This window comes from Dactylosporangium sp. NPDC049140 (assembly GCF_040648435.1).
The window spans coordinates 103,812-130,042 of record NZ_JBEZDS010000004.1; the positions used below are offsets into that span (position 1 = coordinate 103,812).

The window sequence follows — 26,231 nt, forward strand, 5'->3', positions numbered from 1 at the left end:
CGGGTGAGGAGGTGCGTGATGTGCCGGTGGCTAGCGTACTCGGGCTCGCCCATCCTGCTGGAGGAGTTGCTGTACAAACCGGAGCACTCGCTGATCGACCAGAGCATGCACGCGCGGCTCGGCGTCGGCACGACAAACGGTGACGGGTTCGGCGTGGGCTGGTACTCGCCGGACGGGCCGGACGAGCCGACGCTGTTCCGCGGTACCGGACCGGCCTGGGGCGACGAGAACCTGCGCGAGCTGGCCCATTCGGTGCGCTCCGGGCTGTTCCTGGCCCACATCCGGGCCAGCACGGGCACGCCGGTGCAGCAGACCAACTGCCACCCGTTCCGCTACGGACGGTGGCTGTGGCTGCACAACGGGCGGATCCGGGGCTACCCCGAGCTCAAGCGCGCGCTCATGCTCGCCGTCGACCCGATGCTGTTTCCGCGCATCGGCGGCTCCACCGACTCCGAGCTGATGTTCTACCTGGCGCTCACGTTCGGCCTCGAGCGTGACCCGGTCGGGGCCGTCGAGCGCATGGTCGGCTGGGTCGAGCAGACGGGGCAGCGCTTCGGCATCGACCACCCGGTGCAGATGACGATCGCGACCTCCGACGGTGACCGGCTCTGGGCGTTCCGTTACTCCAGCGAGCACAACAGCCGCTCGCTGTACTGCAGCACGGCCGTCGACACGCTGCGCACCATGTACCCGGAAAACCCGGTGCTGCAGCAGGTGTCCGACGCCACCCGGATCGTGGTCTCGGAGCCGCTCGGCGGCCTGGTCGGGGCCTGGCAGCCGGTCGCGGAGTCCAGCTACGAGCTCGTGACGCCGGGCCTGGACGTGGTCGGGCCGTTCGAGCCCGACCACGCCCAGCCCTGCGACGTGTAGACCGCCGCGTTCAGATCGCCCGGGCGACCGCGATCGTCGCCTGCAGCCGCGGGCCGGCCTCGTAGAACATGTACTCGACACCGCCGTCGGTGCCGAAGGACGGCGCGGCGCTGCGGCCGTTGTCCGGGGCGCCGGTCAGGGCGTGGTGGAACGCGCCCAGGTGCACCTCGCGGTCGAAGGCGTTGCCGACCTCGGTGAGGTACATGTCGCCGCCGTTGCCGTGGTACACGACGTAGGCCGTCCCGTTGCGCTTGAGCAGGTGCGCGCCCGAGATGTCGGTCTGGCCGTCGGGGGTGGGGTACACCAGCGGCGTCGGATCGAACTGCCAGCTCTTGGCGTCGGAGGACCAGCCCCAGAAAATCTTGCGGGTACCGCTCGTGACGCCCATGAACAGCATGACGTACTTGTTGCCCAGGCCCGTGACCGTGTGCTCGAAGACGCGGGCGTAGGAGGTCTCGGTCGTGCCGGGCACCATCGACGTGCTCAGCACCACGCCGAAGTACGTGTAGTTGATGCCGTCGGTCGACCAGGCCATCCGGGTCGTGTTGTTCTCGCCGTGGAAGTAGCAGTAGAACTTGTTGTTCGACGCGCTCCACAGCACGTACGGCGACGACACGTGGCTCACCGAGTAGTACGGCGACCAGGTGTTGCTGATGATCGGGTTGGCCGCGTACTCGGTGAACGGGCCGCCGAGCGAGTTGCCGTAGGCCAGGCAGATGCCGCCCGGCTTCTCGTGCGGGGCGTAGTACAGGTAGTAGCGGCCGAGGCCACCGCTGATCTTGTCGTACACCCCCCGGATGCACGGGAAGATGAGCTCGTTCGTGGGGTTGTAGCGCAGTGCCGCCTTGTCGAACGGCACGCCGATGTACTGGTAGGTCGGGAATCCGGCCGGCGCGGCGGACGCCGGTGAGGGGAGCTGAAGGGCGCCGATGGCGGCGGCGCCCGTACCCAGAGCCGCTCCCTTGAGTAGTTGGCGGCGATTCATGGATGGGAGTGTGTGGCGCGTCCGGGGCGCCGGTCAAGGTGCTAATACGAATTATCAGCCGAGGCCGGGGACTTGACGAATCGGCGCCGATGGGTTCAGGATGGCTGCCCAGCGAGTGATAATGCGCATTAGCACGGAACGGACGGCCACGTGACCGGAACTCCCAGGCGCCTGACCCAGCGGGACATCGCCCGCATGACCGGCGTCAGCCAGGCGACCGTGTCGCTCGTGCTCAACGGGCGCTCGGACGGCGACGTGCGCATCGCCCCGGACACCCGCGAGCGGGTGCTGCAGGCGATCCGCGACAGCGGGTACGTCGCCGACCCCATCGCCCGCCGGCTCGCCGCGCGGGACAACCGGATCATCGGCGTGTTCACCTACGAGCCGGTGTTCCCGGCCGGCAACAGCGACTTCTACCACCCGTTCCTGGTCGGCATCGAGGAGCAGGCCGAGGCCCTGGGCAGCGACCTGCTCCTGCTGACCAGCGCCCCGGTGGTGGACGGGCGGCGGCGCATCTTCCACGAGGGCAACCGGCTGCGGCTGGCCGACGGCTGCATCCTGCTGGGCCGTTCGCTCGACCGCGACGAGCTGGCCCGGCTGGTCGCGGACGGGTTCCCGTTCGTGTCGGTCGGCCGGCGCGACGACGCCGGGGGGCCGGTGCCGTACGTCGGGGCCGACTACGCCGGCGCGACCGAGGCGCTCGTCCGGCGGGCGGTCGGGCTCGGGCACACGCGCCTGGCGTACATGGGCCAGGGGGAGGGGCCGGAGTCGCACGCCGATCGCAAGGCGGGCTTCGACCGGGGCGTGGCCGCGGCCGGCGTCGACAGCGTGCACCTGCCGGCCGACGACCTCGGCGCGGTGCTGTCCAGCGGCGCGACTGTCGTGTTCGCCGAGGAGCACAGCGACGGCGTGGCCCTGGCCGGTGAGATCCGAGCGTCCGACGTTTCGATCATCACCCTGGGCCAGCCCACCCGGCACGTCACCGACCCGACCGGCACGCAGTTCACCGGCTTCGCCATACCCCGGCGCGAGATGGGCGCCCAGGCCCTGGAGGTGCTCACCGCCCTGATCGACGGTACCAAGACGCGCCGGCAGCGGCTGCTGCCCTGCGAGCTCATTCCCGGCACCACCCTGGAAGAAAGATGGAAATGAACACTGATGTCCTGGTCGTCGGGGGCGGGCTCGGCGGCGTGGCCGCGGCGCTCGCGGCACTGCGGGCGGGCCGGCGGGTCGTGCTCACCGAGGAGTACGACTGGATCGGCGGTCAGCTCACCAGTCAGGCGGTGCCGCCCGACGAGCACTCCTGGGTGGAGCGGTTCGGCGTCACGGCGAGCTACCGCGCGCTGCGCGACGGGATCCGCGACTACTACCGGCGGCACTACCCGCTGACGGCGGCGGCGCGCGCGTGGCGCGACCTGAACCCGGGCGCGGGCCACGTGAGCCGGCTCTGCCACGAGCCCCGGGTCGCGGTGGCCGTGCTGGAGGCGATGCTGGCGCCGTACCGCAGCAAGGGAACCCTGACCGTCCTGCAGCCGTTCGTGCCGGCGGCCGCGACCACCGACGGCGACCGGGTCACCTCCGTGACCCTGCGCCACCGCGACTCCGGCGCGACGGTGCACGTCAGCGCCCCCTACGTGCTCGACGCCACCGAGACCGGCGAGCTGCTGCCGCTGACCGGCACCGAGTACGTCACCGGCTTCGAGTCCCAGGCCGACACCGGCGAGCCGAGCGCCCCCGCCACCGCGCAGCCGGCCAACATGCAGGCGGTCTCGGTGTGCTTCGCGGTCGACCACGTCGACGGCGACCACACCATCGACCGCCCGGCCCGCTACGACTTCTGGCGCGACTACACCCCGCCGTTCTGGGGCGGCCCGCTGCTGTCGTTCCGCGCGCCGAGCCCCCGCACGCTGCTGCCGACCGAGCGGGTGTTCGACCCCAACCCCGGCGACGACCCGCTCGCCGTCGACGCCGACCAGCGCCGCAACCCCGGCGACCACAACCTGTGGACGTTCCGGCGCATCGCCGCCCGCGGGCTCTTCGCCCCGGACGCCTACGACAGCGACATCTGCCTGGTGAACTGGCCGATGCTCGACTACTTCGAGCACCCGGTCATCGACGTGCCCGATGCCGCCGAGCACCTGGCCGCGGCCCGGGAGCAGGCGTTCTCGGTGCTGTACTGGCTGCAGACCGAGGCCCCGCGCCCCGACGGCGGCACCGGCTTCCCCGGGCTGCGGCTGCGCGGCGACGTCACCGGCGGCGCCGACGGGCTCGCCCAGGCCCCGTACATCCGCGAGTCCCGGCGCATCCTCGCCGAGACCACGGTCGTCGAGCAGGACCTGGCCCTCGCCGTGCGCGGCGACAAGGGCGCCGTGGACTACCACGACTCGGTCGGCGTCGGGATGTACCGCATCGACCTGCACCCCTCCACCGGCGGCGACCACTACGTCGACGTCGGCTGCTGCCCCTTCCAGATCCCGCTCGGCGCGCTCATCCCGCGCCGGATGGACAACCTGCTGCCCGCCGGCAAGAACATCGGCACCACCCACATCACCAACGGTGCCTACCGCCTGCATCCCGTCGAGTGGAACGCGGGCGAGGTCGCCGGCGCCCTGGCCGCGTTCTGCCTGGACCGCGCGTGCACCCCGCGCGCGGTGCGCAACACCCCCAACCTGCTGGCCGAGTTCCAGGCCCGCCTGGACCGCGACGGCGTCGAGCGGCACTGGCCCGACGTCGCCGGATACTGACACCCCCGAGGAGTTTCGATGCGATTCCGTGTTGCGATAGCCGCCCTGTCGCTGCTCGCGCTGGCCGCGTGCGGCGACGGCAAGAGCGCCAGCACCCCCGCCGCCGCCGAGACCGGCCCGGTCGAGCTGCGCATGACCATCTGGTCGGCCAACGAGGCCCACCTCAAGCTGTTCAACGACATCGCCGCCGAGTACAAAACGGCGCACCCGAACGTCAGCGTCAAGTTCGACCCGCTGCCGTTCGAGTCGTACTCGACCACGCTCACCACCCAGATCGCCGGCGGCAACGGGCCGGACCTGGCCTGGATCCTCGAGGACTCGGCGCCGGACTTCGTCGGCTCCGGGGCGCTGGTCCCGCTGGACAAGATCGAGCAGCCGGACGACCTCGCCCCGGCGGCCACGAAGCTGTGGCAGAACGGCGGAAAGCTGTACGCGTACCCGTTCTCGACCTCCCCGTTCGGCATGTTCGTCAACACCGACCTGCTCAAGCAGGCGGGCCAGGACAACCCGGCCGACCTCGTCACCGCCGGCACCTGGACCTGGGACAAGGCGTTCGCCGAGGGAGCCGCGGTCAACGCGAAGAACGGCACCGCCGGCATCGTGGTGCGCGACTTCGACTACAAGACCTGGAGCAACCTCTCGACCGTCTGGACCGGGTGGGGCGCGCAGGCCTGGAGCGCCGACGGCAAGACGTGCGGGTTCAACGCCCCGGAGATGGTCGACGCGATGACCGCCCTGCACAAGGCGGTCTTCACCGACAAGGCGATGCCCGGCCCGGGCGTGGCCGCCGACTTCTTCGCCGGGCAGTCGGCGATGACCATCACCCAGATCTCGCGGGCGTCGCTGCTCAAGGACGCGAAGTTCGGCTGGGACCTGGTGCCGCTGCCGGCCGGGCCGAAGGGCAAGTACTCCGTGGTCGGCCAGGCCGGGCTCGGGGTTCTGAAGAAGAGCAAGCACGCCGGCACCGCCGCGGACTTCCTGACCTTCTTCACCAACGCGGCCAACAGCGCCAAGCTCGCGCAGTACTTCCCGCCGGCCCGCAAGAGCCAGCTCAACGCCGAGACCATGGCCAAGACCAACCCGCTGCTCAAGCCCGCGCAGCTGCAGTCGGTCGTCGTCGACGGCATCGCCGGCGGCGTGGTCAAGCCCAGCCACACCGGCTCGGCCGAGATCGCCCAGAACGTCCGGGCCTCGCTCGACCCGCTGTGGAAGCCCGACGCGAACGTGAAGAGCGTGCTGGACAACGTCTGCTCGCACCTGTTGCCCCTGCTGGCCAAGTAAAGATGAAATTCTGGACCACGCGCCGGCGCGACCACCTGGCCGGCTACCTGTTCATCGCGCCGCAGCTGGTGGGCACGATCCTGTTCGTGCTCGTCCCGCTGGTGCTCGTCGCGTGGTACAGCCTGCACGAGTGGAACGTCCTCGCCGACGAGTTCAACTTCGTCGGCGGGGACAACTACCGGCAGCTGGCCGACGACCCCAACCTGCCGAAGGTGCTCGCCGCCACCGGCCTGTTCTCGGCCGGGCTGCTCGTGCTCAACCTGAGCCTCGCCCTGCTCCTGGCCGTGCTGCTCAACCAGCGGCTGCGCGGCACGGTCTTCTTCCGCACGCTGTTCTTCTCGCCGGTCGTCGTGTCGATGGTGGCGTGGACGATCGTGTGGGGGTTCCTGCTGCAGGACAACGGCGGCATCAACGGCATCCTCGACTCCGTCGGGGTGCACGGGCCGAACTGGCTGCGCGGTGACGTCACCGCGATGATCTCGGTCATCGTCGTGCAGGTGGTCAAGAACGTCGGGCTCAACATGGTGCTGTTCCTGGCCGCGCTGCAGGGCGTGCCGTCCGGGCTTTACGAGGCCGCCCGGCTGGACGGGGCGAGCGCCTGGCGGGCCTTCCGCAGCATCACCGTGCCGATGATCAGCCCGACCATCATGCTCACCTCGATCATCACGGTGGTCGGCTCGCTGCAGGTGTTCGCCCAGATCGCGGTGCTCACCCAGGGCGGGCCCGGCACCTCGACCACGGTGCTCGTCTACTACCTCTACCAGCAGGCCTTCCAGTTCCACCACTTCGGCTACGGCGCCACGCTCTCGCTGGTGCTGTTCGCCATCGTCCTGGTCCTGACCACCGTGCAGTGGCAAATGCGCAAGCGATGGGTGTTCCATGAGTCGTAAGACTTTTCTTTACGGGCTGCTGTGCGTCCTGGCCATCCCGTTCGTGTTCCCGACGTGGTGGATGGCGACGTCGTCGGTGAAGCCGGTGAGCGAGGTCTTCAAGTTCCCGCCCTCGCTCATCCCGTCCAGCGTCGACTTCTCCGCCTACAAGCAGGTGTTCGAGGCGCAGCCGTTCGCGCAGCAGTACCTCAACAGCATGTACATCGCCGTCGTGTGCACCATCGGCACGCTGGCGGTGTCGTCGCTGGCCGGCTACGCGTTCGCCCGCATCCGCTTCCGCGGCCAGAACGCGCTGTTCCTGTTCGTGCTCACCGGCCTGCTCGTGCCCAGCGAGGTGACGATCGTGCCGCTGTTCCAGATGTTCCAGCGCTGGAACATGATCGACACCCACTGGCCGCTCATCCTCGTGCCCATCTTCGGCGCGCCGAGCGTGCTCGCAACCTTCATCATGCGGCAGTTCTTCATCGCGCTGCCGCCCGAGCTCGAGGAGGCCGGGCGCATCGACGGCCTGGGCCGGTTCGGCCTGTTCCGCCGGGTCGCCCTGCCGCTGTCGCGCCCGGCCCTCGGGGCGGTCGCGATCTTCACCTTCCTGCACAGCTGGAACCTGTATCTTGAACCGATCGTGTTCCTGTCCACCCCCTCGAAGTTCACGCTGCCGCAGGCGCTCACCCAGTTCGTCGACGCCTACGGCGGGCCGGCGTGGAACGTGCAGCTGTCGGCGGCGACGCTGACCGCGATTCCGGTCCTCGTCGTGTTCGTCATCGCCCAGCGCCAGTTCATCGAGGGGCTCGCCCACACGGGACTGAAAGGCTGACGACGCCGTGCCGCTGTCCGACCTCACGCACGAGGAGTGCCTCGCCTACCGCAGCACGGCCGTGGAGCCGGCCGGCTTCGACGAGTTCTGGGCGGGGGTGCACGCCGACACCGGGCCGGCCTCGTTCGAGCCCATCTCGACGAGCCTCAAGACGCTGCGGGTGTACGACGTGAGCTTCCCCGGCTACGAGGGTCAGCCGGTCCGGGGCTGGTTCGTCGTGCCCGCCGGGGCCGGCGGGCCGCTGCCGTGCGTGGTGGAGTTCCCGGGGTACAACGGCGGCCGCGGGCTGCCCGAGGACTGCCTGCTCTACGCCTCGGCCGGCTACGCCCACCTGTTCATCGACGTGCGGGGGCAGGGCAGCGGCTGGCGGCGCGGCGACACCGGCGACGTCGAGCCGGTCGGCTCCGGGCCACAGCACCCGGGGTACATGACGCGGGGCATTCTCGACCCGGCCAAGCACTTCTACCGCCGGGTCATCACCGACGCGGTGCGGGCCGTGCACGCGGCCCGCAGCTTCGAGCTCGTCGACCCGGCCCGGGTCGCGGTCACCGGGATCAGCCAGGGCGGCGGGCTCACCCTCGCCGTCGCCGGGCTCGTCCCGGACCTCGCCGCGGCCGCGGCCGACGTGCCGTTCCTGTGCGACATGCGCCGCGGCGCCGAGCGGGCCGCGACCGGCCCCTACCTGGAGGTCGCCGGCTACCTGAAGGTCCACCGCGACCGCGTCGACACCGTGTTCGACACCCTCGGGCACTTCGACGGCGTCAACTTCGCCAAGCGCGCGACGGCCCCGATCCTGTTCAGCGCCGCGATGATGGACACGACCTGCCCGCCGTCGACGGTCTACGGCGCCTACCACAACTACGCCGGCCCGAAGCAGATCGAGGTGTACCACTTCAACGGCCACGAGGGCGGCGAGACCGTCCAGCACGCGGCCCGGCTGCGCTTCCTCGCCGGGATCCTGCGTCCGTAGATCTTGATGGGTACCATGCCCCGGTGACCAGCGGGGAGAACAACGGTCCGCGGCGCGTGCCCGGGCACATCATCGGCTCCATCATCGCCACCGGCTTCGGCACCGGCTTCATCGCCGGCAACTGCGGCAAGCTCGACGACCCGTGGCCGCAGGTGCTGCGCGTCGGCGCCGCCCTGGCCGCCGCCGCGCTCATCATCGCCGTGCTGCGCCCCCGCGGGGCGGCGCCGGCGGGCGGGCCCCGGCCGGACCGGGCGGGGCGGTTCATGGGCCGCGGGTACTGGATCGTCGTGGCGATCGAGGTGCTCGCGCTCTTCGGCGGCCTGGCCGTCATCAACGCCGTGCTGCACCGCTTCGAGGTCTCCGTGGCGTGGGTCGCGCTCGTGGTCGGCCTGCACTTCTACGGCCTCGGGTACGTCTGGAGCGCCCCGATGTACCACTGGCTCGCCACCGCCATGACGGTCCTCGCGGCGGCCGGGTTCGTCGTCTTCCTGGCCGGCGGCGGGGAGGCGGGCGTCGGGCTCGTCTCCGGCGTCGGCTCGGGCATCGCGCTGTACGGCGCGGTGCTGTGGGGCCTGACCCGGGGACGGTTGCGGGCCGGGCGCCCGTAGCACCCGCCCGCCCCTCGCCGCCGCCGGAGACGGGGACCTTGACCTGTTCAGGTCTCTTTCAGCAGCTCACGTCGATGTCGAGGACGGCGACCGTCCGCGGGCCGGTGAACACGACGGTGCCGACCTCCGGGCCCTCCTCCTGGTTGTCCCAGTCGACGGGGAGGAAGCCGGTGCCGTGCACGGTCCCGGGTTCCGCGCGCTCGAGGAGGACGTCGAGAAGGTCGTGGCACAGGTGGGCCGCGATGTGGTGCTCGGGCAGCGCCGGGTACCCGCCCTCGCCGTTCCAGTCGGCGCCGAGGTCGTTGAGGCCGCCCCGGGCCACGTTGAGCAGGGCGGTGCGGATGTCGCTCGGGGAGTACACCCGGAAATCCGGCGCTTGGTCGTCGGCCTCCTCCCGGGTGCGCGCCCACCAGGCGCCCGGGCCCGCGTCGACGTCGCGGGGGCCGAGGAAGGCGCGGAAGGTCACCGGGTCGTTGTTGTTGAGCCAGAGCTGGTTGCTCAGCAGCGTCATCAGGCTGGGCAGCCGGCTGCCATCGGGCGGCGGCGCCACGGCGGGCGCGGGCGCGATCGTCAGCCGCAGCGTGCGGTCCTTCCAGTCGTGCACGAGCAGGACGAGGTCGTCGGCGGGGACGTGGCGCAGCTGCACGTATTGGCTGCCGAGCTCGCCGGCGAGGTACTCGCGCAGGGCGCGGCCGCGCGCGTCGGGGGCCGGCAGCCACTCGGCGAGCAGGGCGGCCACGTCCGGCACCGGGTCGCCGTCGAGGGCGTCGGCCGCGGCGAAGGAGGCGCGCCAGCCGGGCGCGGCGTCCGGGGACCAGGCGGCGAGCAGCCAGACGGCGGCGAGCACCACCGCCTGGGGGTCGGTCGGCAGGGGCCCGGCGCCGAGCGGGCCGGGCAGCGGATGCGGGTGCCAGGGGTCGGTGTAGCTGGTGAAACGGTCCACGGGGAGATCGAACCACACGGGCCGGGCCTCCATTGACAACAATCTTTACCGATCGATATGGTGAGAGCGCTCTCAAGACGCCATCCCGCCCTCGGTACCGTCGTCGTGAGAGCGCTCTCTCATGCCCGTCCGTAACGGAGGACACCGCCATGCTCCTCAGACGACGACTGCTCGGGCTGCTCGGCACGCTGGCCCTGGCCGGATCGGCCGCGGCCGTCGCGGCCGCGCCGGCCGCCCATGCCGTCGGCCCGAACCTGCTGCCCGTCACCGTCTCCAACACCACCGGCCGCGGCGACGCGGTCTACCTCTACGTGCTCGGCGTGCAGCTCAGCAGCGGCCGCCTCGGCTACGTCAACTCGGCCGGCACGTTCACGGCGTGGAGCGGCGGGCAGATCCCGCCCTCGCCCGCCCCGGACGTCTCGATCGCCGGCCCCGGCAACGGCGGCTCGACCACACTGCAGTTCCCGCGCGGCTTCTCCGGGCGGGTGTACTTCTCCCTGGGCGAGAAGCTGAAGTTCTTCCTGACCCCGGACGGGCTGGTGCAGCCCGCGCCCTGGGCGTCCGGCGACCCGAACCAGAACATCCTGTTCGACTGGAGCGAGTTCACGTACAACGACGCCGGCCTGTGGATCAACAGCTCGCAGGTCGACATGTTCGCGGTGCCGCACGCGGTCACGGTCACCGGCGCGAGCGGCGCCACCCAGCGCACCGGCGACCTGGTCAACGACGGCCGCAACGCGGTCATCAACCAGATCAAGGCGCAGTCGGGCTGGGCCAACACCGTGTACACGCGCTCGGACGGCACGGTGCTGCGCGTGCTGTCGCCGGGCAAGGCGGCCGGGGCCGGGCTGCTCAGCCCCACGCTCATGGACTCGTACATCACGTCGGCCTGGAACGCGTACACGTCCAAGACGCTCACCGTGGTGCCGTTCGCCGACCAGCCGAACACGAAGTACTTCGGCCGTACGTCGGGCAGCACCATGACGTTCACGAACACCTCGGGCGCGGTGGTGACCTCGTTCAACCGTCCCAGCAGCGCCGACGTCTGGGGCTGCGCGGGCAACCTGCCGGCCCCGAACGACCAGGTCGTCGGCCCGATCTCGCGCACGCTGTGCGCGGCGCTGAACCGGGGCACGCTCGGCACGGTCGACACCCAGCCGGACCTCAACGCGGCCGGCTTCTACAAGAACAACCCGACGAACCAGTACGCGCGCATCATCCACGCGAACATGGCCGACGGGCGGGCGTACGCGTTCCCGTTCGACGACGTCGGGCACTTCGAGTCGCTCGTCACCGACTCCGACCCGCGCGCGGCCTCGATCATCCTGAGCCCGTTCGGGGCCGGCGGTGGCGGCGGCGGTCCGATCTCGTCCACCACCTGGTACAGCACGGTGAACAAGACCAGCGGCAAGTGCGTCGACGCCCGCTCGTCGGGCACCGCGAACGGCACCGCGATCCAGCAGTACACCTGCAACAACACCTATGCGCAGCAGTACCTGTTCCAGCCGACGAGCGGCGGCTACGTGCGCGTGAACAACCGCAACAACTCGGCCCAGGTGCTCGACGTCGACGGCGTCTCCACCGCGGACGGGGCGGTCGTACACCTGTGGGCGTACGGGGGCGGCACCAACCAGCAGTGGCTGCCGGTCTCCGAGGGCGGCGGGTACTACCACTTCGTCAGCCGCAACAGCGGCAAGTGCCTGGACGTGCCGAGCGCCTCGACGGCGGACAGCGTGCAGTTGCAGCAGTGGACGTGCAACGGCACGGGCGCCCAGTCGTTCCGGCTGACCGCCCAGTCCTGACGATCGGAGGATGAGCCCCGGGCCGGAACGGTCCCGGGGCTCATCCCTGCAACGGCTCGGGTCGGGCGACCGTGCCGTTCCCAGGTATGAGGCCGGGCTGGGAATGTCCCGGGCATCCTGGGATCCGCCCAAGTCGTGGAACGGCTCAGTCGTGGAACGGCTCAGTCCTGGAACCGCTCGGGCTCGGTGACCCAGCCGGCCACGAGGACCAGGCCGGTCGCACGGTGCACGGCGACGAACCCGAACGGCCGGTCGAACACGACGCTGACGACCTGCCGGCGGTGGGTGCGCTCGGGGAAGAAGGCCCCGGCGAGGCGCAAGGCGAACGCGGTGACCGCGGAGGCCTCGAACCCGGTGGCCCCGAACTCGGCGACCGCGTCCTGCCGGGCCTGCGACACGGCCAGCGGCACGGGGCTGACCCCGGGAAAGTGCCCGGTGCTGGAGTCGGTGGCGGCGCGCAGCCCGAAGACGCCGGCCCGCTCGAGCAGGTCGTGCGACCCGCCGACCCGGAACCGCACGGTGCTCACGTCCAGCTCCGGCACGTCATCGGTGGCGTCCACCTCGCGCACGGCAACCCCGGGCGCAGCCCGCGCAGGGTCGAAGGCGGCCGCGTCCGTCGTTGTGAGCGCGTTGATCGCCGCCGGTAGTACCGCCGCCGGCGGTTGGTCCGTCTCGCCCAGGGCCAGCACGACGTCCACGTCCTCGGCGCCCGCGACGGTCAGCAGCGTGACCGCTCCCGCCGGGGTGTCCGCGACCCGCAGCGCGCGCAGCGCCCCGGCCCCGCGCGTGCGGCGGTTCAGGCCGGCCAGGGCGCGCCCGGCCCAGGGGCCGGACCCGGGCCGCTGCACGCCGTCGTCGAACGGCTCGGCCCAGGCCGTACGGACCGACAGCGCGCTGGCCAGCACCATGAGGGTGTCCTCGCCGACCCGGACGGGCAGGGCCGGGACCGCGCCGGCGGTCTGCTCCGCGGCCCACGCGTCGAGCAGCGGCTGGTCGGCCGCGGGGTCGCCGGTGAGCGCGCCGCGCCGGGCGGGTGGGACGGCGGCGGTGAACTCGGGGGTCAGCGGCACCTCGGCGCGCGACCAGACCGCGGTCGCCATCCGGGTGGTGGGCGAGTCCGGCAGGCCCAGCGGCTCGGGCGCGACGGCCAGGAGCTCCTCGCCGGCCGGACCGGCGGCGAAGGGGGCGAGCAGCGCCAGGAGCACGTACACGCCGGCGCCGGACAGCACGGTGCCGTTGTCGTCCACTGTGGACGCCCAGCGGGCGGTGAGGGCGTTGGCGTTCGCGGTCGTCATGCCCGCAGCCTACGGCGGCTCACGCCGACTCGCGCACCACCAGCTCGGTCGGGATGATCACCGCGGCCGGGCTGTCGCCCTCGACCTGGCTCAGCAGCAGGCGCACCATCTCGGCGCCGATGCGCGGGTACGACTGGCGGATCGTGGTCAGCGGCGGCTGCGTGTTCGTCGCGATCTGGCTGTCGTCGAACCCGCCGACGGCCACGTCGGCCGGGACCCGCAGGCCCGCCCGGTGCAGCGCGTTCAGCGCGCCCGCGGCCATCAGGTCGGAGGCCACGAACACGGCGTCGAGGTCGGGGTTGTCGGCGATCAGCCGCAGCATGGCCGCCTCGCCGCCGGCGCGGGTGTAGTCGCCGTGCGCGATGAGCCCGGGGGCCTCCGTGCTGTCCAGGGCCAGGGCCTCGCGGTAGCCGGCCAGCCGCTCCACGCCGCCGGAGGTGTCCAGCGGGCCGGTGATGGTCGCGATGCGGCGGCGGCCGGTCGAGCGCAGGTACGTCACCATCTGCCGGGCCCCGTCGCGGTCGTCGGCGGCCACGTAGGCGGCCTGGCGCTCGTAGCCCAGCGGCTTGCCGCAGACCACGACGGGCAGGCCGCGGGCGAGCAGCTCGGGGATGAGCGGGTTGCCGCTGTGCGTGGAGACGAGCAGCGCGCCGTCGACGTGGCCTCCGGTGAGGTACCGCCCAAGGCGCTTGCGGTCTTCGAGGCTGCTCGCCAGGGTCAGCAGCAGGGTGATGTCGTGCTTGGCCAGGGCCTGGGTGCAGCTGTGCAGCAGCACGTTGAAGTTCGGGTCCTCGAAGAGGCGCTCCTGCGGCTCGGACAGGATGAACGCCACCGACTGGGAGCGCTGGGTCACCAGGCTCCGCGCGTGCTGGTTGACGACGTAGCCGGTCTTGCGCACGGCGCGCTCGACCGCCTCCTGGGCGGCGTCGCTGACGTCGCGGCCGCCGTTGAGGACCCGGGACACCGTGCCCCGGCTCACCCCGGCCGCCGCCGCCACGTCGTTGATCGTGGGGCGGCGGGCGGGGCGACGTCGGGTCTCGCGAGGTTCTGGCACGCCGCCATTCTGCAACACCGGCGCGGCCCGCTCAGCCCTTCACGGCGCCGGACAGCAGGTCAACGCGCCAGTACCGTTGCAAAGTGAGAAATAGCAGGACCAACGGCGTGATGGACAGTAGTGCGCCGGTCACTACGAGCGTGTACAGCACCGGTGTGGTGTTGCCCTGCTTCAACATGGTGTATAGGCCGACCGTGACCGGGAACCGGTCGTCGGACGTCAGCATGATGAACGGCAGCAGGAAGTTGTTCCAGATGGCCACGAACTGGAAGAGGAACACGGTCACCAGCCCGGGGACCATGGACGGCACGGCGACGCTGGCGAAGATGCGCAGGTCCCCGGCCCCGTCGGTGCGGGCCGCCTCGACCAGCGAGTCCGGCACGGCCGCGGCGGCGTAGATGCGCGCGAGGTAGATGCCGTACGGGCTGAGGATGCTCGGCAGCAGCACGGACCAGTACGTGTCGGTCAGGTGCAGGCTCGCCAGCAGCAGGTACTGCGGGATCGCCAGCACCACCGCGGGCACCAGCACCCCGGCGAGCAGCACGTTGAAGACCGTGTCACGGCCCGGGAACCGGTACTTCGCGAGCGTGTACCCGCTGATCGCCGACACGGCCGTCGACAGCAGCGCCCCCACTCCGGCGTAGAGCGCCGTGTTGAGGATCCACTGCCAATAGATGCCGCCCTGGTACCGCGAAAGGTCGCCGATGTTGTCCAGCAGCGCGGTGCCGGGGGCGAGCGTGAACGTGCGGAACAGCTCGCCGTTGGTCTTCGTCGACGCGGTCACCACCCACACGATCGGCAGCAGGCAGTACAGCGCGCCCAGCACCAGCACGAACGAGGGCAGTACCGCGAACCGCCTCATGACTCCGCCCCGAAGGCCCGGCGCTGCACGAGGCGCAGGAAGCCGAACGACAGCACGAGCGTGGCCGCGGCGACGACGACCGAGGCGGCCGCGGCGGTGTGGATGTCGTCGCGCGCGAACGCGTCCTGGTAGATCTTCATGAGCGGGGTCCAGTTCGACGGGAGCGCGTTGGTCAGCGGGCGCAGGGTGGTCGGCTCGCTGTACACCTGCACGGTCGCGATGAGCGAGAACACCGACGTCATGATCAGCGCCGGGGTCAGCATCGGGATCTTGATCTTCCGGGCGATCTGCCACTCGGTGGCGCCGTCGATGCGGGCCGCCTCGTAGAGCTCGGTCGGCACGGCCCGCAGCGCCGTGAACAGCACGATCATGTTGAACCCGGTGCCGCCCCACAGCGCGATGTTGGCGACGGAGAAGTAGATGCTGGTCGGGCCGAGCAGGTCGACGGGGTGCTGGCCGGCCCGGGTGAGCAGGTACTGGCCCGGGCCGACCGACGGCAGGTACATGAAGCCCCACATCAGGCTCGCGATCACCGCCGGCACCGCGTACGGCATGAAGATCGCCACCCGCGAGAACCGCCGGGCCCGGGCCCGGGGCAGGTCCAGGAGCAGCGCGAAGAGCAGGGCCAGGCCGAGCATCGTCGGCACGAGCAGGCAGCCGTAGATGAGGACCCGCACGGCACTGTGCCAGAACTCCCCGTCGGCGAATACGGCGCGGTAGTTGGCGAGCCCGGCCCATGACTCCACCCGGGCGGCCGCGCCGAGGCCCAGGCCCCTCACCTGGACCCGGCGCAGCGAGAGGTACCCCGTGTAGCCGATCGGCACCACCATGAACAGCACGAACAGCACGATGGCGGGCGACAGGAACGCGTACGGGACCCGGTGTCTCATCCGACCTTGAAGCCGTTCTTCTTCAGGTCGTCCACGGTGGACTGCTGCATCGCCGTGAGCGCTCCCGGGAACGGCGTCTTGTCGGTGATGGCCTTGCCGAAGGCGTCCTTGTAGGTGGCGTACGTGACGTTCACGTTCGGCCCCCAGGTGACCCCGGCGGCCGTGCCGGCGATGGTCTGCGCGAGCGTGTAGAACTCGGGCTGGTTGCTGAAGAACGCCGGCGGCTTGGCCAGCGCGCCGCCCGACTGCGCGGCGGTGGCGGCGGGGTAGATGCCGCCCTCGGTGATGAGCCCGGTGACCGCGGCGGTGTCGGTGTTGAGCCAGATCGCGAACTCGGCCGCCTCCTTCTGGTGCTTGCTCTTGGCCGCGACCGCGGTCGAGGAGCCGCCCCAGCTGCCGGTCTTGTGCTCGCCGGCGCTCCACTGCGGCAGCTCGGCGATGGCCCACTTGCCCGCCGTGTCGGGAGCGTTCCCGGACAGCACGCCGGGGCCCCAGACGGCGCTGGGCCAGGCGATGAGCGTGCCGTCGTTGAGCGCCTTGTTCCACTCGGGGGTGTACATCGGCTGCTTGTCGATGTCACCGGAGGCGACCAGGCCGCCCCAGAAGTCGGCGACCTTCTTGGTGGCCGAGTCGTCGACGTGGACGCTCCAGGTGTCGCCGGAGATGCCGAACCACTTCGCGCCGGCCTGCTGGGCGAGGCCGGCGAACCAGCCCGGGTCGCCGGAGGAGAACGTGGTGAGGTACCGCTTCGGGTCCTTCTGCCGCACCTGCTTCGCGGTCTGCGCGAACTCGTCCCAGGTGGTCGGCACCTTGAGCCCGAGCTGGGCGAAGACGTCCTGGCGGTAGTAGAGCATCATCGGGCCCGAGTCCTGCGGGATCGCGTAGACGGCGTCCGTGCCCAGCGTGATCGTGCTCCACACGCCCGGGGCGAACTTCGACTTGGCGTCGCCGGTGTACTTCGAGATGTCGCCGGCCGCGCTGTTGCTCACGAGGGTCGGCAGGGCCTGGTACTCGGCCTGGAAGAGGTCCGGCGGGTTGCCGGCCTTGTTGGCGGTGAGGACCTTGGTGACCTCCTCGTCGCCCTGCGCCTGCTTGCTGACGGTCACATGGATGTCGGGGTGGGCCGTGTTCCACTGGTTCACGACCTTGTCGATGCCCGGTACCCAGGACCAGAAGGTCAGCTCGACCTTGCCGCCGGATGCCGATGAGTCGTCGTCCGAGCCGGAGCAGCCGGCCGCGGCGAGCAGCAGCGAACCGGCCGCCGCGGTCGCGAGAAGAGCGCGCGTCGTGCGCTTCATGAGGGTCTCCAACAGTGGGGGTGTATGACTGGGAGCGTTCACAGTTTTGGCCCGGCAAAGCACGGTGTCAAGGGATCGGTTCTGCGCTAGAGTGCGTCTTCGGAGTCTGGGAACGTTCACGGTCAGGAGCACGGCTATGGGGGATTGGCGGCTGGACGGCCTCGCCTACGGCGGGGACTACGCCCCCGAGCAGTGGCCCGAGGAGGTATGGGCCGAGGACGTCGCCCTCATGCGCGAGGCCGGCGTCAACCTGGTCAGCGTCGGCATCTTCAGCTGGGCGCTGCTCGAGCCGGCGCCGGGGGAGTACACCTTCGGCTGGCTCGACCGGGTCCTCGACCTGCTCCACGACGCCGGCATCCGCGTCGACCTCGGCACGCCGACCGCCGCCCCGCCACCCTGGTTCGCCAAGCGCCACCCCGGCGCCCGGCTCGTCGACCGGGCCGGGCACACGCTCGGCCAGGGCGGGCGGCAGAGCTTCTGCCCGAGCTCGCCGCAGTACGCCGCGGCCGCCGCCGGCATCGCCGAGCAGCTCGGCCGCCGCTACGGCGACCACCCGGCCCTCGTGCTGTGGCACGTGCACAACGAGTTCGCCGGGGTCAACGCGCACTGCTACTGCGACACCTGCGCCGAGGCGTTCCGGGTCTGGCTGCGCGAGCGCCACGGCGACCTGGGCACGCTCAACGCCGCCTGGGGCACCGCCTTCTGGGGCCAGCGCTACGGCGAGTGGGACGAGATCGAGCCGCCGCGGCTCGCCCCCACCGCCGTCAACCCGGCCCAGCAGCTGGACTACCTGCGCTTCTGCTCCGACACCCACCTGGCCAACTACCGGCGCGAGCGCGACATGCTGCGCTCGCACTCGGCGGCGGTACCGATCACGACCAACTTCATGATCGCCAACTGCAAGTGGGTCGACTACTGGAAGTGGGCCGGCGAGGTCGACATCGTGGCCAACGACCACTACCTCGCCTCCGAGCGCCACGACCGCCACGTCGAGCTCGCGATGTGCGCCGACCTCACCCGCAGCCTCGCCGGGGGCGCGCCCTGGCTGCTCATGGAGCACTCCACGAGCGCGGTGAACTGGCAGCCGCGCAACATCGCCAAACGCCCCGGCGAGCTGGCCCGCAACAGCCTCGCCCACGTGGCCCGCGGCGCCGACGGCGTCATGTTCTTCCAGTGGCGGGCCTCGCGCTTCGGGGCCGAGAAGTTCCACTCGGCGATGCTGCCGCAGGCCGGCACCGGCACCCGGATCTGGCGCGAGGTCACCGAGCTGGGCACCCGGCTGGCCGGCCTCGGCGGGCTGCGCGGCACCCGGGTCGCGGCCGACGTCGCGGTGGTCTGGGACTGGGAGGCGTGGTGGGCGCTGGAGCTGGAGTGGCGCCCGTCGGTCGACGTGACGTTCCGGGAACGGGTCGAGGCGTACTACGCCCGGCTGTGGGAGGCGCACCTCACCGCCGACTTCGTGCACCCGGAGGCGGACCTCGGGCGCTACCCGCTCGTCGTGGTGCCGTCGCTGTACCTCACCACCGCCGCGGCCGCCAAGAACCTCGACGCGTACGTGTCGGGCGGCGGCACGCTCGTGGTGTCGTACTTCTCCGGCGTGGTGGACGCCAACGACACCGTGCCCGACGGGCCGTACCCGGGCTCGCTGCGCGAAGTGCTCGGCGTGACGGTGGAGGAGTTCCTGCCGCTGCGCGCGGGCGAACGGGTGCTGCTCTCCGACGGCTCGGCCGCGGATGTCTGGGCGGAGGACGTACAACTGGCGGGGGCTTCTCCGGTTCTTTCCTATGTGGACGGACCGGCGCCGGGCGGCCCGGCGGTCACCCGGCACGAGCGGGGCGCCGGCGTCGCGTGGTACGTCTCGACCCGCCTTGCCGACGCCGACCTCGGCCGGCTGCTGGAGCGGGTGTACGCCGACGCGGGGCTGGGCGCGCGGCCCGCGGTACCGTCCACAGTGGAGCTGGTACACCGGCCGCCCCATCTGTTCGCCATCAACCACGGCGCCGAGGCGGCCGAGGTCCGCGGGGTGGCCGTGCCCGCCGGGGAGGTGGCGGTGATTCGTGTGGAGGGGGCCGGACCGTGATCATCGAGATGCGCCGGGCCGAGATCCTGGCCGCGGCCCGGCAGCGCGGCGGGGTCGGGCTGCGCGAGCTGAGCCGGCGCTTCCACGTCTCCATCCCCACCATCCGCCGCGACCTGTCCGCCCTCGCCGAGCGCGGCCTGCTGCGGCGGGTGCACGGCGGTGCGGTACCCCTGACGCCCGTCCCGGTCCCGGACCCCGCACTGGGCGATGTCCGGGCCGCGGCCGCCCTGGTCGAGCCGGGCATGGCGATCGGGATCTCCGGGCGGCGCCTCGGGCCGCGGCTGGCCGCCCTCGTCGCCGACGTGCCCGCGCTGACCCTGGTGACGCCGATGCTCGCGGTGGCCCGGGCGGTGCGGGGTGACACCGTCACCCTGCTGCTGGTCGGCGGCGTGCGGACCCCGACGGGCAGCCACGCCGGGCCGCTCGCCGAGCAGACGCTGCGGGGGCTGCACCTCGACATCGCGTTCGTGGAGCCGGGCACGGCCGGCGACGAGCTCGCCGCCGCGACCGACCGGGCCATGCTGCGCCGGGCTCGTCGGCGAATCAGCCTGTAACCGCCGTTTCTTCCCCATATGATGGGGTTCATGCCGTCCGAAGTCCGCGCCGCCTACGAGGAGATGCTCGCCACGCAGGTCGTGCCGCGGCTGCGCGCGCTGGGCTTCGACGAGGCGCTGCCCCGTGAGCTGCCCGAGGACGGGATCGTCGCGGTCGGGTTCGTCGGCGAGGGGGCCACGTTCCCGGGCAGGTGTCCTTCGCGATCGAGGTGCGGGCCGCGACCGGGCGCCGGGTGGCGTACGCGCGCGAGACCGGCGCCGGCGAGCTCACCCAGCTCTGGGGCCGGGTCGCGCCGCCGGCCGGCTTCGGCTTCCACAGCGGCAGCGACGACTGGAACCTGCGCACGGCCGGGGATGCGCCCGGCTAGGGCACGAAGATCGCACGGCTGCTCGAGCTGAACGGGGCCTTGGAGCGGGCGTTCGCGGCCGGGGACGCCGTTGCCGCGTTCGTACCTCGGGCCGGACGACCCGTACGTGCAGTGGCTGCGGGCCGGCGCCGCACACGCCGGCCCGTCGTGAAACTTCCGCGCTGCGCGTTGCTTTTTTTGTGCTACGCCTTCCAGCTCACGTTCGGGTTGATGTGCCCGGTCCAGTCGAACAGGGTCATGTTGTCCCACTGGTCGCCGGTGCCGTTCATGTTCGCCGGGTCCCAGCCGTTGCCCTGGATGGCGTACCAGGTCGGCTCCCAGTAGAAGACCCCGACCGCGCCGGCCGAGCGGGCCGTGTTCTGCACGGCGGTGAACTCCGCGCCCTGGCCCTGCCACGTGGCCGGGTAGCCGGAGCACGGGGCCGAGCCGCCGATCGCGTTCGGCTCGGAGTCGGCGTTGGCGGCCGTGAACGGGTACGCGGTCTCGGCCAGGATGACCGGCTTGCCGTACCGGGTCCGCACGTCGTTGATGACCGAGGACAGGTTCGCCAGGGTGCCGTGCCACATGCAGTAGTACGACAGCCCGGTGATGTCCCAGGTCACGCCCTTGGCCCGGATGCCGTCGTAGAACCAGCGCGCGTGGGCGTCGCTGTCGGCGTCCGCGGTGTGGATGATGACGTTCGTGGCGCTGTTGCAGGCCTTCGTCGCGTTGTACCCGGACTTGAGCAGCAGGCTCAGGTTCGTGAAGTCGTTGTTGACGACCTTGCCGTCGTTCCACAGCATGCCGACGTTGATCTCGTTGCCGATCTGCACGCTGTCGGGCGTGGTCCCCTGGGCCTTGAGCGCGTTGCACACGGACAGCGTGTAGTTGTACACGTCGGTCTGCAGCGCCGAGATGTTGTGCGACGCCCAGGCGGCCGGCTTGTACTGCTTGCCCGGGTCCGCCCACGTGTCCGAGTAGTGGAAGTCGATCATCACCTGCAGGCCCTTGGCCTTCGCGGCCTTCGCCTGGATCAGCACCTTGGCGAGGTTGTTGTAGCCGCTCGGCGGGCTGTTCCAGACGCGCAGGCGCACGTAGTTGACCCCGACGCCCTTGAGGATGTCGAGCGGGTCGGCGGCGGTGCCGGACGCGTTGTAGTACTTCGCGCCGAGGTCGAGGCTGCGCTGCAGCGACGACACGTCGGCGCCGCGCATGCTGATGGTGGCCGCGGCGGCGGGGGCGGCGTTGCTGACGGCGATGGCGGCGCCGAGTGCCACGGCGGCGACGATGGCGGTTCTTCGCACGGGCTCTCCTTTGCTGGGGTGCTCCTGTGAGCGCTCCCAGTCTTCGGAGGCCTTCTCCGCGGTGTCAACCCAATGACAGATGTTGATTGATTGTGGGACCGTTCACGGCCGGTCGCCCTTGGTGGTTCCATGTTTTCGATCATGGTCTTTGTAAGCCGAGCTGAGCCAGCCACTCGTCGACCGGGTGGCCGAGGTCGTCGGCGCGGTCCAGCCACTCCGCGGCGCGCTCCTCGTCCCCCTGGACGTCGCTGCCCATGAGGTACATGACGCCGAGCGTGGCCGCGGCCCGCCCGTTGCCGGCCCGCGCCGCGCGCTCGTAGTAGATGACGGCGAGCCGCGGGTCGTGGACCGCGCCGTTGCCGGTCGCGTGGGCGGCGCCGAGGTTGTACAGCGCCCGCGGCTGACCCAGCTCCGCGGCCCAGTGCAGCCAGCGGGCCGCCTCGGCGTTGTCACGCTCCACGCCGGCGCCGGTGGAGAACAGGACGTACAGCTCGAAGGCCGCATCCGCGTCGCCCTGCTCCGCGGCGCGCAGGTGGTGCTCGACCGCCGCGCCGGGGTTGCCCAGCCACTGCTCCAGCAGGCCGTACTGGTACCCGGCGGCCGGATGCTCCCGGGCGTGCGGGCGCAGCCAGGCGCGGGCCGCCTCCTTGGCCGGCGCCGAGGCCTCCCGGGCGCACTGGGCGAACAGCAGCGCGCCCTCGCGGTCGCCGAGCGCGGCGGCCTCGGCGAAGCAGCGCAGCGCCCGGCCCCGCGCGTGCTCGGCCGGGTCGTCGAACGGCAGCCAGTCCGACCACGGTGCGGCCGGCAGCCGGTCGCCGTCGGGGCCCAGGTAGCACATGCCCAGCTCCCGCCACGCCCGCGCGCTGCCGGCCCGGCCCGCGGCGCCCAGGCCCTCCACGACCGTGCCGGCCGCCGACTCGGGCAGGATGCCGATCATCATGTCGGCCCGGTTGATGCGCCGGGCCAGCTCGACGTACTCATCCTCGTCCACGCTCCCGATTTTGTCGTACCCCACCAGTACGCTGCGGGCATGGCCGAGGCATTCCACACCGTTCCCGACTACCGCACCGCGATCGAGCGGGTCAGGGCGGCCGCCGCGGCCTATTACAGCGGCCCCGACCTGGACATGGACGACGCGGACTACGACGCGCTCATGCACCGCGTCGCGGCGACCGAGACGGCGCACCCGGAGTGGAAGTCCGAGGACTCCCCGACGGAGGTCGTGGCGGCCGGCGCGGGCGTGGTCGGCGACGTGGTGCACACCGAGCCGATGCTCAGCCTCGACAACGTCTTCGACGAGGAGACGCTGCGGCGGTGGGCGGCCCGCCTCGACAAGCTGCTCGGGCGCCCGGCCGCCGGCTACACCGTCGAGCCGAAGATCGACGGGCTGGCGATCGCCGCCCGCTACGAGGCCGGGCGGCTCGTGCAGGTGGCGACCCGCGGCGACGGGCGGGCCGGGGAGGACGTCACCGGGCAGGCCCGGCGGGCCGCGGGTCTGCCGGAGACGCTCGCCGAGCCGGTGACGATCGAGGTGCGCGGCGAGGTGTTCATGACCGAGGCCGACTTCGAGATCGCCAACGCCATGCGCACCGGCACCGGGGAGCCGCCGTTCGCCCACCCGCGCAGCGCCGCCGCCGGCACCCTGCGCGCCCAGGACCGCACCTACGACGCGCCGATGTCGTTCCTGGCCTACGGCGTGCGCGGGCTCGGCGACGGGCCGCACTCGGCGGCCATGGCGGAGCTCAACCGGCTCGGCATCGCCTCCACCGCCGGCACGCCGGTCTGCGCGACCATCGACGAGATCCTGGTTGCGGTCAAGGAGCTGAACGAGAACCGGGCCGCGCTCGGCTACGGCATCGACGGCGCCGTGATCAAGGCCGACCAGCCGGCCGACCGCGACCTCGCCGGGTCGTCGAGCCGGGCGCCGCGGTGGGGAATCGCGTACAAGTTCCCGCCCGACACCCGCACCACCCGGCTCAAGGCGATCGAGGTGCAGATCGGGCGGACCGGCGTCATCACGCCCGTCGCGGTGCTCGAGCCGGTGCAGATCAGCGGCGTCATCGTCACCTCGGCGACCCTGCACAACTTCGACGACCTCGTGCGGCGCAACGTCCGCCCCGGCGACACGGTCTTCGTCCGCCGCGCCGGCGACGTCATCCCCGAGATCACCGGGGCCAAGCTCGACGAGCGCCCCGCCGACTCGGTCCCGTTCGAGCCCCCGGCGACGTGCCCGCGCTGCGGCGGCGAGATCGACCGCACCCAGAAGCGCTGGCGCTGCACCACGGGCCGCGCGTGCGGCGCGCGCGAGGCCCTGTCCTACTACGCCAGCCGCGACTGCCTCGACATCGAGGGCCTCGGCGGCAAGATCATCGACATGCTCATCGCCGCCGGCCGCGTCACCGACCCCGCCGACCTCTACGACCTAGACGTGCCGACGCTCCTGACGTTCGACCGCATGGGCGAGGTCTCGGCGGGCAAGCTCGTCGCCGCCATCCAGGCCTCCCGGTCCCAGCCCCTGGGTCGCGTGCTCACCGGACTCGGCGTGCGCATGACGGGCCGCTCCATGTCCCGCCGCCTGGCCGCGCACTTCGGCACCATGGACGCGCTGCTCGCCGCCTCGCCGCTCGACCTGCAGGAGGTGGAGGCGGTCGGCCCGGAGCGCGCGGTGACGATCGCCGCGGAGCTGGCCGAGCTGCGCCCGGTCATCGAGCGCCTGGCCGCGCGCGGCGTCAACATGGCCGAGCCCAACTTCCGCCCCCGCCCCGCCGCCTCGCCCTCCTTCCCATCCGACTCCGACTCAGCTCTCACCAAGTCTGAGCCCGGCGTCCGGTTGCCGCTGCAGAAGGAGGACGGCACCCCGATGACGGTCGTGGTGACCGGCTCGGTGCCCGGCTTGACGCGCAACGAGGGCAACGAGGCCGTCGAACGCCTGGGCGGTCGCTCCTCGGGCTCGGTGTCGAAGAAGACGGACCTGGTGGTCGTCGGCGAGGGCGCGGGCTCGAAGGCGGCCAAGGCCGAGGGCCTGGGCGTGGAGATCATGCCGGCCGAGACCTTCGCCGAACTCCTGCGTACGTCGGGCCTCTGACCCCTCCGCCACCCGTCGTCGGAGCCTTCGCCGCTGAGACCTCCGCCCGCGTCGAGGGGCGCGGTGCTCTGGCGCGGCTGTGCCTCAGCGCGCCGCGTCGTGGCGCGCGGTGCCCTGGCCTCCCGTGCCTTGGCGCGCGGTGCTCCGGCCTCTGTGCCTTGGCGCGCGGTGCTCCGGCCTCCGTGTCGCGTCGCGCCGTGTTCTAGCCTCCGTGCCCTGGCGCGCCATGTGCCGGCGTGCCGAGCTCTGCTCTCCCGTGCCGTGCTCTGTCTCCCGTGCCGTGCTCTGGTCTCCCGTGCCGTGCTCTGGTCTCCCGCTGCCGCGCCCGCGCCCGTGCCCGCGCCCGTGCCGTGCCGTGCCGCGCCCGTGCCGGGCCGCACCCGTGCCGGGCCGCACCCGTGCCGGGCCGCGCCCGTGCCGGGCCGTGCCGTGTCCGTGCCGTGCCCGTGCCGGGCCGTGCCGTGCCCGTGCCGTGCCGTGTCCGTGCCGTGCCCGTGCCGGGCCGTGCCGTGCCCGTGCCGTGCCGTGCCGGGCTGGGCCCGTGCCCGTGCCGGGCTGGGCCGGGCCCGTGCCGTGCCGTGCCGGGCCCGTGCCGTGCCGTGCCGTGCCGGGCCGGGCCCGCGCCGCGCCGTGCCGTGCCGTGCCGGGCCCGCGCCGTGCCGTGCCGGGCCGGGCCCGCGCCGTGCCGTGCCGGGCTGGGCCCGCGCCCGTGCCGTGCCTGTGCCGTGCGTCGCGGCGCGCTCCCGCGCCTCGGCACCCCGTCATCTCGCGCTCCGGCCTAATAGTGCGGTCACGCTGGCCATGGTTTTGCACCTCCCCTTCTCGCACGATCGGGCCGTGACCTCGTCGGTTGTCGCCCGCTCACAATCTCTCTACACTGTAGAGAGATTTCATCACGGGAGGTGCCAGTGCGGGTTAGTTCGTCTGCGGTGTCGTTCAACGTCGGTGATGCGGCGGCGTCTAGTGCGTTCCTCCGGGAGCACTTCGGCTTTCGGGAGGAGATGGCGGCCGATGGGTTCGCGTCGCTGACCCGGGACGACGTCGGGCTCAACGTCATCTTCCTGCGGTGCGGGCTGCCGACGCTGCCGGAGGAGCAGCGTGATGTGCGGGCCGCCGGGGTCATTCTCGCGTTCGTCGTCGACGACCTCGAAGGGGAGTTGGAGCGGCTGGAGCGGGCCGGTGTTGCGATCACGATGCCGCTGACCGTGGAGGAGTGGGGCGAGCGGGCCTTTCAGGTGCGGGACCCCAACGGCGTCATCGTTCAGCTCGTCGACTGGAACGGTGCGCCGGTCACCTGAGAGAGCCGTTCCGCCCTGTGCGTCCCAGGGCCGTGGGCGACAAAAGTGTGTGCGCCCGGGTCATGGGCGGACGAAGGTCTGTCCCTGAGTCCCGGGCGGACGGAGGTCTGTGTCCCTGGCCCTGGGCGGGCGGGGGTCTGTGTCCCTGAGCCGTGGGGGCTAGCGCCTGGGCCGTGGGGGCTAGCGCCTGGGCCGTGGGGGCTAGCGCCTGGGCCGTGGGGGCTAGCGCCTGGGCTGTGGGGAGATAACGGTCCCTG

23 protein-coding genes are annotated in these 26,231 nt (G+C 71.9%); 14 read left to right on the top strand and 9 right to left on the bottom strand.

The annotated features are described in order from the left end of the window. The first annotated feature begins 18 nt into the window (after positions 1-18). Positions 19-870: a class II glutamine amidotransferase gene (locus AB0B76_RS09335; protein WP_360372010.1), complete on the top strand. Its 852-nt coding sequence runs from the start codon at positions 19-21 to the stop codon at positions 868-870. 10 nt (positions 871-880) lie between these two features. On the opposite strand, the gene AB0B76_RS09340 is transcribed toward AB0B76_RS09335, so the two are convergent. Further along, complete coding sequence (locus AB0B76_RS09340) at positions 881-1,855, bottom strand: twin-arginine translocation signal domain-containing protein (protein ID WP_360372013.1); 975 nt, start codon at positions 1,853-1,855, stop codon at positions 881-883. Between the two features lie 150 nt (positions 1,856-2,005). On the opposite strand from AB0B76_RS09340, the gene AB0B76_RS09345 reads away from it, so the two are divergent. From AB0B76_RS09345 to AB0B76_RS09375, 7 genes are read left to right on the top strand one after another with little or no spacing between them, the layout of a single operon-like run. Beyond that, entirely contained in the window at positions 2,006-3,007 is a 1,002-nt protein-coding gene (locus tag AB0B76_RS09345) for a LacI family DNA-binding transcriptional regulator (protein WP_360372015.1), read from the top strand. After that, positions 3,004-4,599 (top strand): FAD-dependent oxidoreductase, encoded by a 1,596-nt coding sequence (locus AB0B76_RS09350; protein WP_360372018.1) that lies wholly within the window; start codon positions 3,004-3,006, stop codon positions 4,597-4,599. The genes AB0B76_RS09345 and AB0B76_RS09350 overlap by 4 nt, the downstream gene beginning before the upstream one ends. 18 nt (positions 4,600-4,617) lie before the next feature. Continuing rightward, positions 4,618-5,880, top strand: a complete 1,263-nt coding sequence (locus AB0B76_RS09355) for a sugar ABC transporter substrate-binding protein (protein WP_360372021.1) — start codon at positions 4,618-4,620, stop codon at positions 5,878-5,880. A 2-nt stretch (positions 5,881-5,882) separates the two neighbouring features. Then, the gene (locus AB0B76_RS09360; RefSeq protein ID WP_360372024.1) at positions 5,883-6,770 is read left to right on the top strand and encodes a sugar ABC transporter permease; all 888 of its coding nucleotides are present in this window, start codon (positions 5,883-5,885) and stop codon (positions 6,768-6,770) included. After that, on the top strand, positions 6,760-7,584 hold the full coding sequence (locus tag AB0B76_RS09365; protein WP_360372027.1) for a carbohydrate ABC transporter permease: 825 nt from the start codon (positions 6,760-6,762) through the stop codon (positions 7,582-7,584). The genes AB0B76_RS09360 and AB0B76_RS09365 overlap by 11 nt, the downstream gene beginning before the upstream one ends. Before the next feature lie 7 nt (positions 7,585-7,591). Beyond that, the gene (locus AB0B76_RS09370; protein WP_360372030.1) at positions 7,592-8,554 is read left to right on the top strand and encodes an acetylxylan esterase; all 963 of its coding nucleotides are present in this window, start codon (positions 7,592-7,594) and stop codon (positions 8,552-8,554) included. Between the two features lie 23 nt (positions 8,555-8,577). Further along, positions 8,578-9,162: a hypothetical protein gene (locus tag AB0B76_RS09375; protein ID WP_360372033.1), complete on the top strand. Its 585-nt coding sequence runs from the start codon at positions 8,578-8,580 to the stop codon at positions 9,160-9,162. 58 nt (positions 9,163-9,220) lie between these two features. Here the strand turns inward: AB0B76_RS09375 and AB0B76_RS09380 are convergent, their stop codons facing one another. Continuing rightward, on the bottom strand, positions 9,221-10,105 hold the full coding sequence (locus AB0B76_RS09380; protein ID WP_360372036.1) for a hypothetical protein: 885 nt from the start codon (positions 10,103-10,105) through the stop codon (positions 9,221-9,223). A gap of 149 nt (positions 10,106-10,254) precedes the next feature. Here AB0B76_RS09380 and AB0B76_RS09385 point away from each other — a divergent pair, with 149 nt between their 5' ends. After that, positions 10,255-11,907: a beta-1,3-glucanase family protein gene (locus tag AB0B76_RS09385; protein ID WP_360372039.1), complete on the top strand. Its 1,653-nt coding sequence runs from the start codon at positions 10,255-10,257 to the stop codon at positions 11,905-11,907. 161 nt (positions 11,908-12,068) lie between these two features. Here the strand turns inward: AB0B76_RS09385 and AB0B76_RS09390 are convergent, their stop codons facing one another. The 5 genes from AB0B76_RS09390 to AB0B76_RS09410 are packed head-to-tail and all read right to left on the bottom strand — an operon-like array spanning position 12,069 to position 17,306. After that, positions 12,069-13,202 (bottom strand): serpin family protein, encoded by a 1,134-nt coding sequence (locus AB0B76_RS09390; RefSeq protein WP_360372042.1) that lies wholly within the window; start codon positions 13,200-13,202, stop codon positions 12,069-12,071. A gap of 19 nt (positions 13,203-13,221) precedes the next feature. After that, the gene (locus AB0B76_RS09395; RefSeq protein ID WP_360372045.1) at positions 13,222-14,256 is read right to left on the bottom strand and encodes a LacI family DNA-binding transcriptional regulator; all 1,035 of its coding nucleotides are present in this window, start codon (positions 14,254-14,256) and stop codon (positions 13,222-13,224) included. Positions 14,257-14,287: 31 nt separating this feature from the next. Further along, positions 14,288-15,118: a carbohydrate ABC transporter permease gene (locus AB0B76_RS09400; RefSeq protein ID WP_360372048.1), complete on the bottom strand. Its 831-nt coding sequence runs from the start codon at positions 15,116-15,118 to the stop codon at positions 14,288-14,290. After that, a complete protein-coding gene (locus AB0B76_RS09405; protein ID WP_360372051.1) occupies positions 15,115-16,008 on the bottom strand; it encodes a sugar ABC transporter permease in 894 nt (297 codons plus the stop codon). Before AB0B76_RS09405 ends, AB0B76_RS09400 begins: the two co-directional genes overlap by 4 nt. Continuing rightward, the gene (locus AB0B76_RS09410) at positions 16,005-17,306 is read right to left on the bottom strand and encodes an extracellular solute-binding protein (protein ID WP_360372054.1); all 1,302 of its coding nucleotides are present in this window, start codon (positions 17,304-17,306) and stop codon (positions 16,005-16,007) included. The genes AB0B76_RS09405 and AB0B76_RS09410 overlap by 4 nt, the downstream gene beginning before the upstream one ends. Positions 17,307-17,442: 136 nt before the next feature. Between AB0B76_RS09410 and AB0B76_RS09415 the strand changes: the two genes are divergently transcribed. The 3 genes from AB0B76_RS09415 (at position 17,443) to AB0B76_RS09425 (ending at position 20,308) form a co-directional block, all read left to right on the top strand. Next, positions 17,443-19,386, top strand: coding sequence for a beta-galactosidase (locus tag AB0B76_RS09415; RefSeq protein ID WP_360372057.1), 1,944 nt, complete (start codon positions 17,443-17,445; stop codon positions 19,384-19,386). Continuing rightward, entirely contained in the window at positions 19,383-19,940 is a 558-nt protein-coding gene (locus AB0B76_RS09420) for a DeoR/GlpR family DNA-binding transcription regulator (RefSeq protein ID WP_360372060.1), read from the top strand. The genes AB0B76_RS09415 and AB0B76_RS09420 overlap by 4 nt, the downstream gene beginning before the upstream one ends. 191 nt (positions 19,941-20,131) lie before the next feature. Next, on the top strand, positions 20,132-20,308 hold the full coding sequence (locus AB0B76_RS09425) for a hypothetical protein (protein ID WP_360372063.1): 177 nt from the start codon (positions 20,132-20,134) through the stop codon (positions 20,306-20,308). A gap of 182 nt (positions 20,309-20,490) precedes the next feature. On the opposite strand, the gene AB0B76_RS09430 is transcribed toward AB0B76_RS09425, so the two are convergent. Both AB0B76_RS09430 and AB0B76_RS09435 read right to left on the bottom strand, forming a co-directional pair. After that, on the bottom strand, positions 20,491-21,576 hold the full coding sequence (locus AB0B76_RS09430) for a glycosyl hydrolase 53 family protein (RefSeq protein ID WP_360372723.1): 1,086 nt from the start codon (positions 21,574-21,576) through the stop codon (positions 20,491-20,493). Between the two features lie 154 nt (positions 21,577-21,730). Next, positions 21,731-22,582 carry a tetratricopeptide repeat protein gene (locus AB0B76_RS09435; protein ID WP_360372066.1) on the bottom strand — a complete coding sequence of 284 codons (852 nt, stop codon included), beginning with the start codon at positions 22,580-22,582 and terminating at the stop codon, positions 21,731-21,733. Positions 22,583-22,621: 39 nt separating this feature from the next. Between AB0B76_RS09435 and ligA the strand changes: the two genes are divergently transcribed. Together ligA and AB0B76_RS09445 are read left to right on the top strand one after the other, a co-directional pair. Next, positions 22,622-24,676 carry an NAD-dependent DNA ligase LigA gene (gene ligA, locus AB0B76_RS09440; RefSeq protein WP_360372069.1) on the top strand — a complete coding sequence of 685 codons (2,055 nt, stop codon included), beginning with the start codon at positions 22,622-22,624 and terminating at the stop codon, positions 24,674-24,676. A gap of 908 nt (positions 24,677-25,584) precedes the next feature. Then, on the top strand, positions 25,585-25,974 hold the full coding sequence (locus tag AB0B76_RS09445; RefSeq protein WP_360372726.1) for a VOC family protein: 390 nt from the start codon (positions 25,585-25,587) through the stop codon (positions 25,972-25,974). Positions 25,975-26,231: the final 257 nt, after the last annotated feature.

What these genes read in the sequence shown, in the direction of transcription:
- AB0B76_RS09335 (WP_360372010.1), top strand. Translation starts at nt 19, where the DNA reads ATGTGCCGGTGGCTAGCGTACTCGGGCTCGCCCATCCTGCTGGAGGAG.
- AB0B76_RS09340 (WP_360372013.1), bottom strand. Translation starts at nt 1,855, where the DNA reads ATGAATCGCCGCCAACTACTCAAGGGAGCGGCTCTGGGTACGGGCGCC.
- AB0B76_RS09350 (WP_360372018.1), top strand. Translation starts at nt 3,004, where the DNA reads ATGAACACTGATGTCCTGGTCGTCGGGGGCGGGCTCGGCGGCGTGGCC.
- AB0B76_RS09355 (WP_360372021.1), top strand. Translation starts at nt 4,618, where the DNA reads ATGCGATTCCGTGTTGCGATAGCCGCCCTGTCGCTGCTCGCGCTGGCC.
- AB0B76_RS09360 (WP_360372024.1), top strand. Translation starts at nt 5,883, where the DNA reads ATGAAATTCTGGACCACGCGCCGGCGCGACCACCTGGCCGGCTACCTG.
- AB0B76_RS09365 (WP_360372027.1), top strand. Translation starts at nt 6,760, where the DNA reads ATGAGTCGTAAGACTTTTCTTTACGGGCTGCTGTGCGTCCTGGCCATC.
- AB0B76_RS09385 (WP_360372039.1), top strand. Translation starts at nt 10,255, where the DNA reads ATGCTCCTCAGACGACGACTGCTCGGGCTGCTCGGCACGCTGGCCCTG.
- AB0B76_RS09390 (WP_360372042.1), bottom strand. Translation starts at nt 13,202, where the DNA reads ATGACGACCGCGAACGCCAACGCCCTCACCGCCCGCTGGGCGTCCACA.
- AB0B76_RS09400 (WP_360372048.1), bottom strand. Translation starts at nt 15,118, where the DNA reads ATGAGGCGGTTCGCGGTACTGCCCTCGTTCGTGCTGGTGCTGGGCGCG.
- AB0B76_RS09405 (WP_360372051.1), bottom strand. Translation starts at nt 16,008, where the DNA reads ATGAGACACCGGGTCCCGTACGCGTTCCTGTCGCCCGCCATCGTGCTG.
- AB0B76_RS09410 (WP_360372054.1), bottom strand. Translation starts at nt 17,306, where the DNA reads ATGAAGCGCACGACGCGCGCTCTTCTCGCGACCGCGGCGGCCGGTTCG.
- AB0B76_RS09415 (WP_360372057.1), top strand. Translation starts at nt 17,443, where the DNA reads ATGGGGGATTGGCGGCTGGACGGCCTCGCCTACGGCGGGGACTACGCC.
- ligA (WP_360372069.1), top strand. Translation starts at nt 22,622, where the DNA reads ATGGCCGAGGCATTCCACACCGTTCCCGACTACCGCACCGCGATCGAG.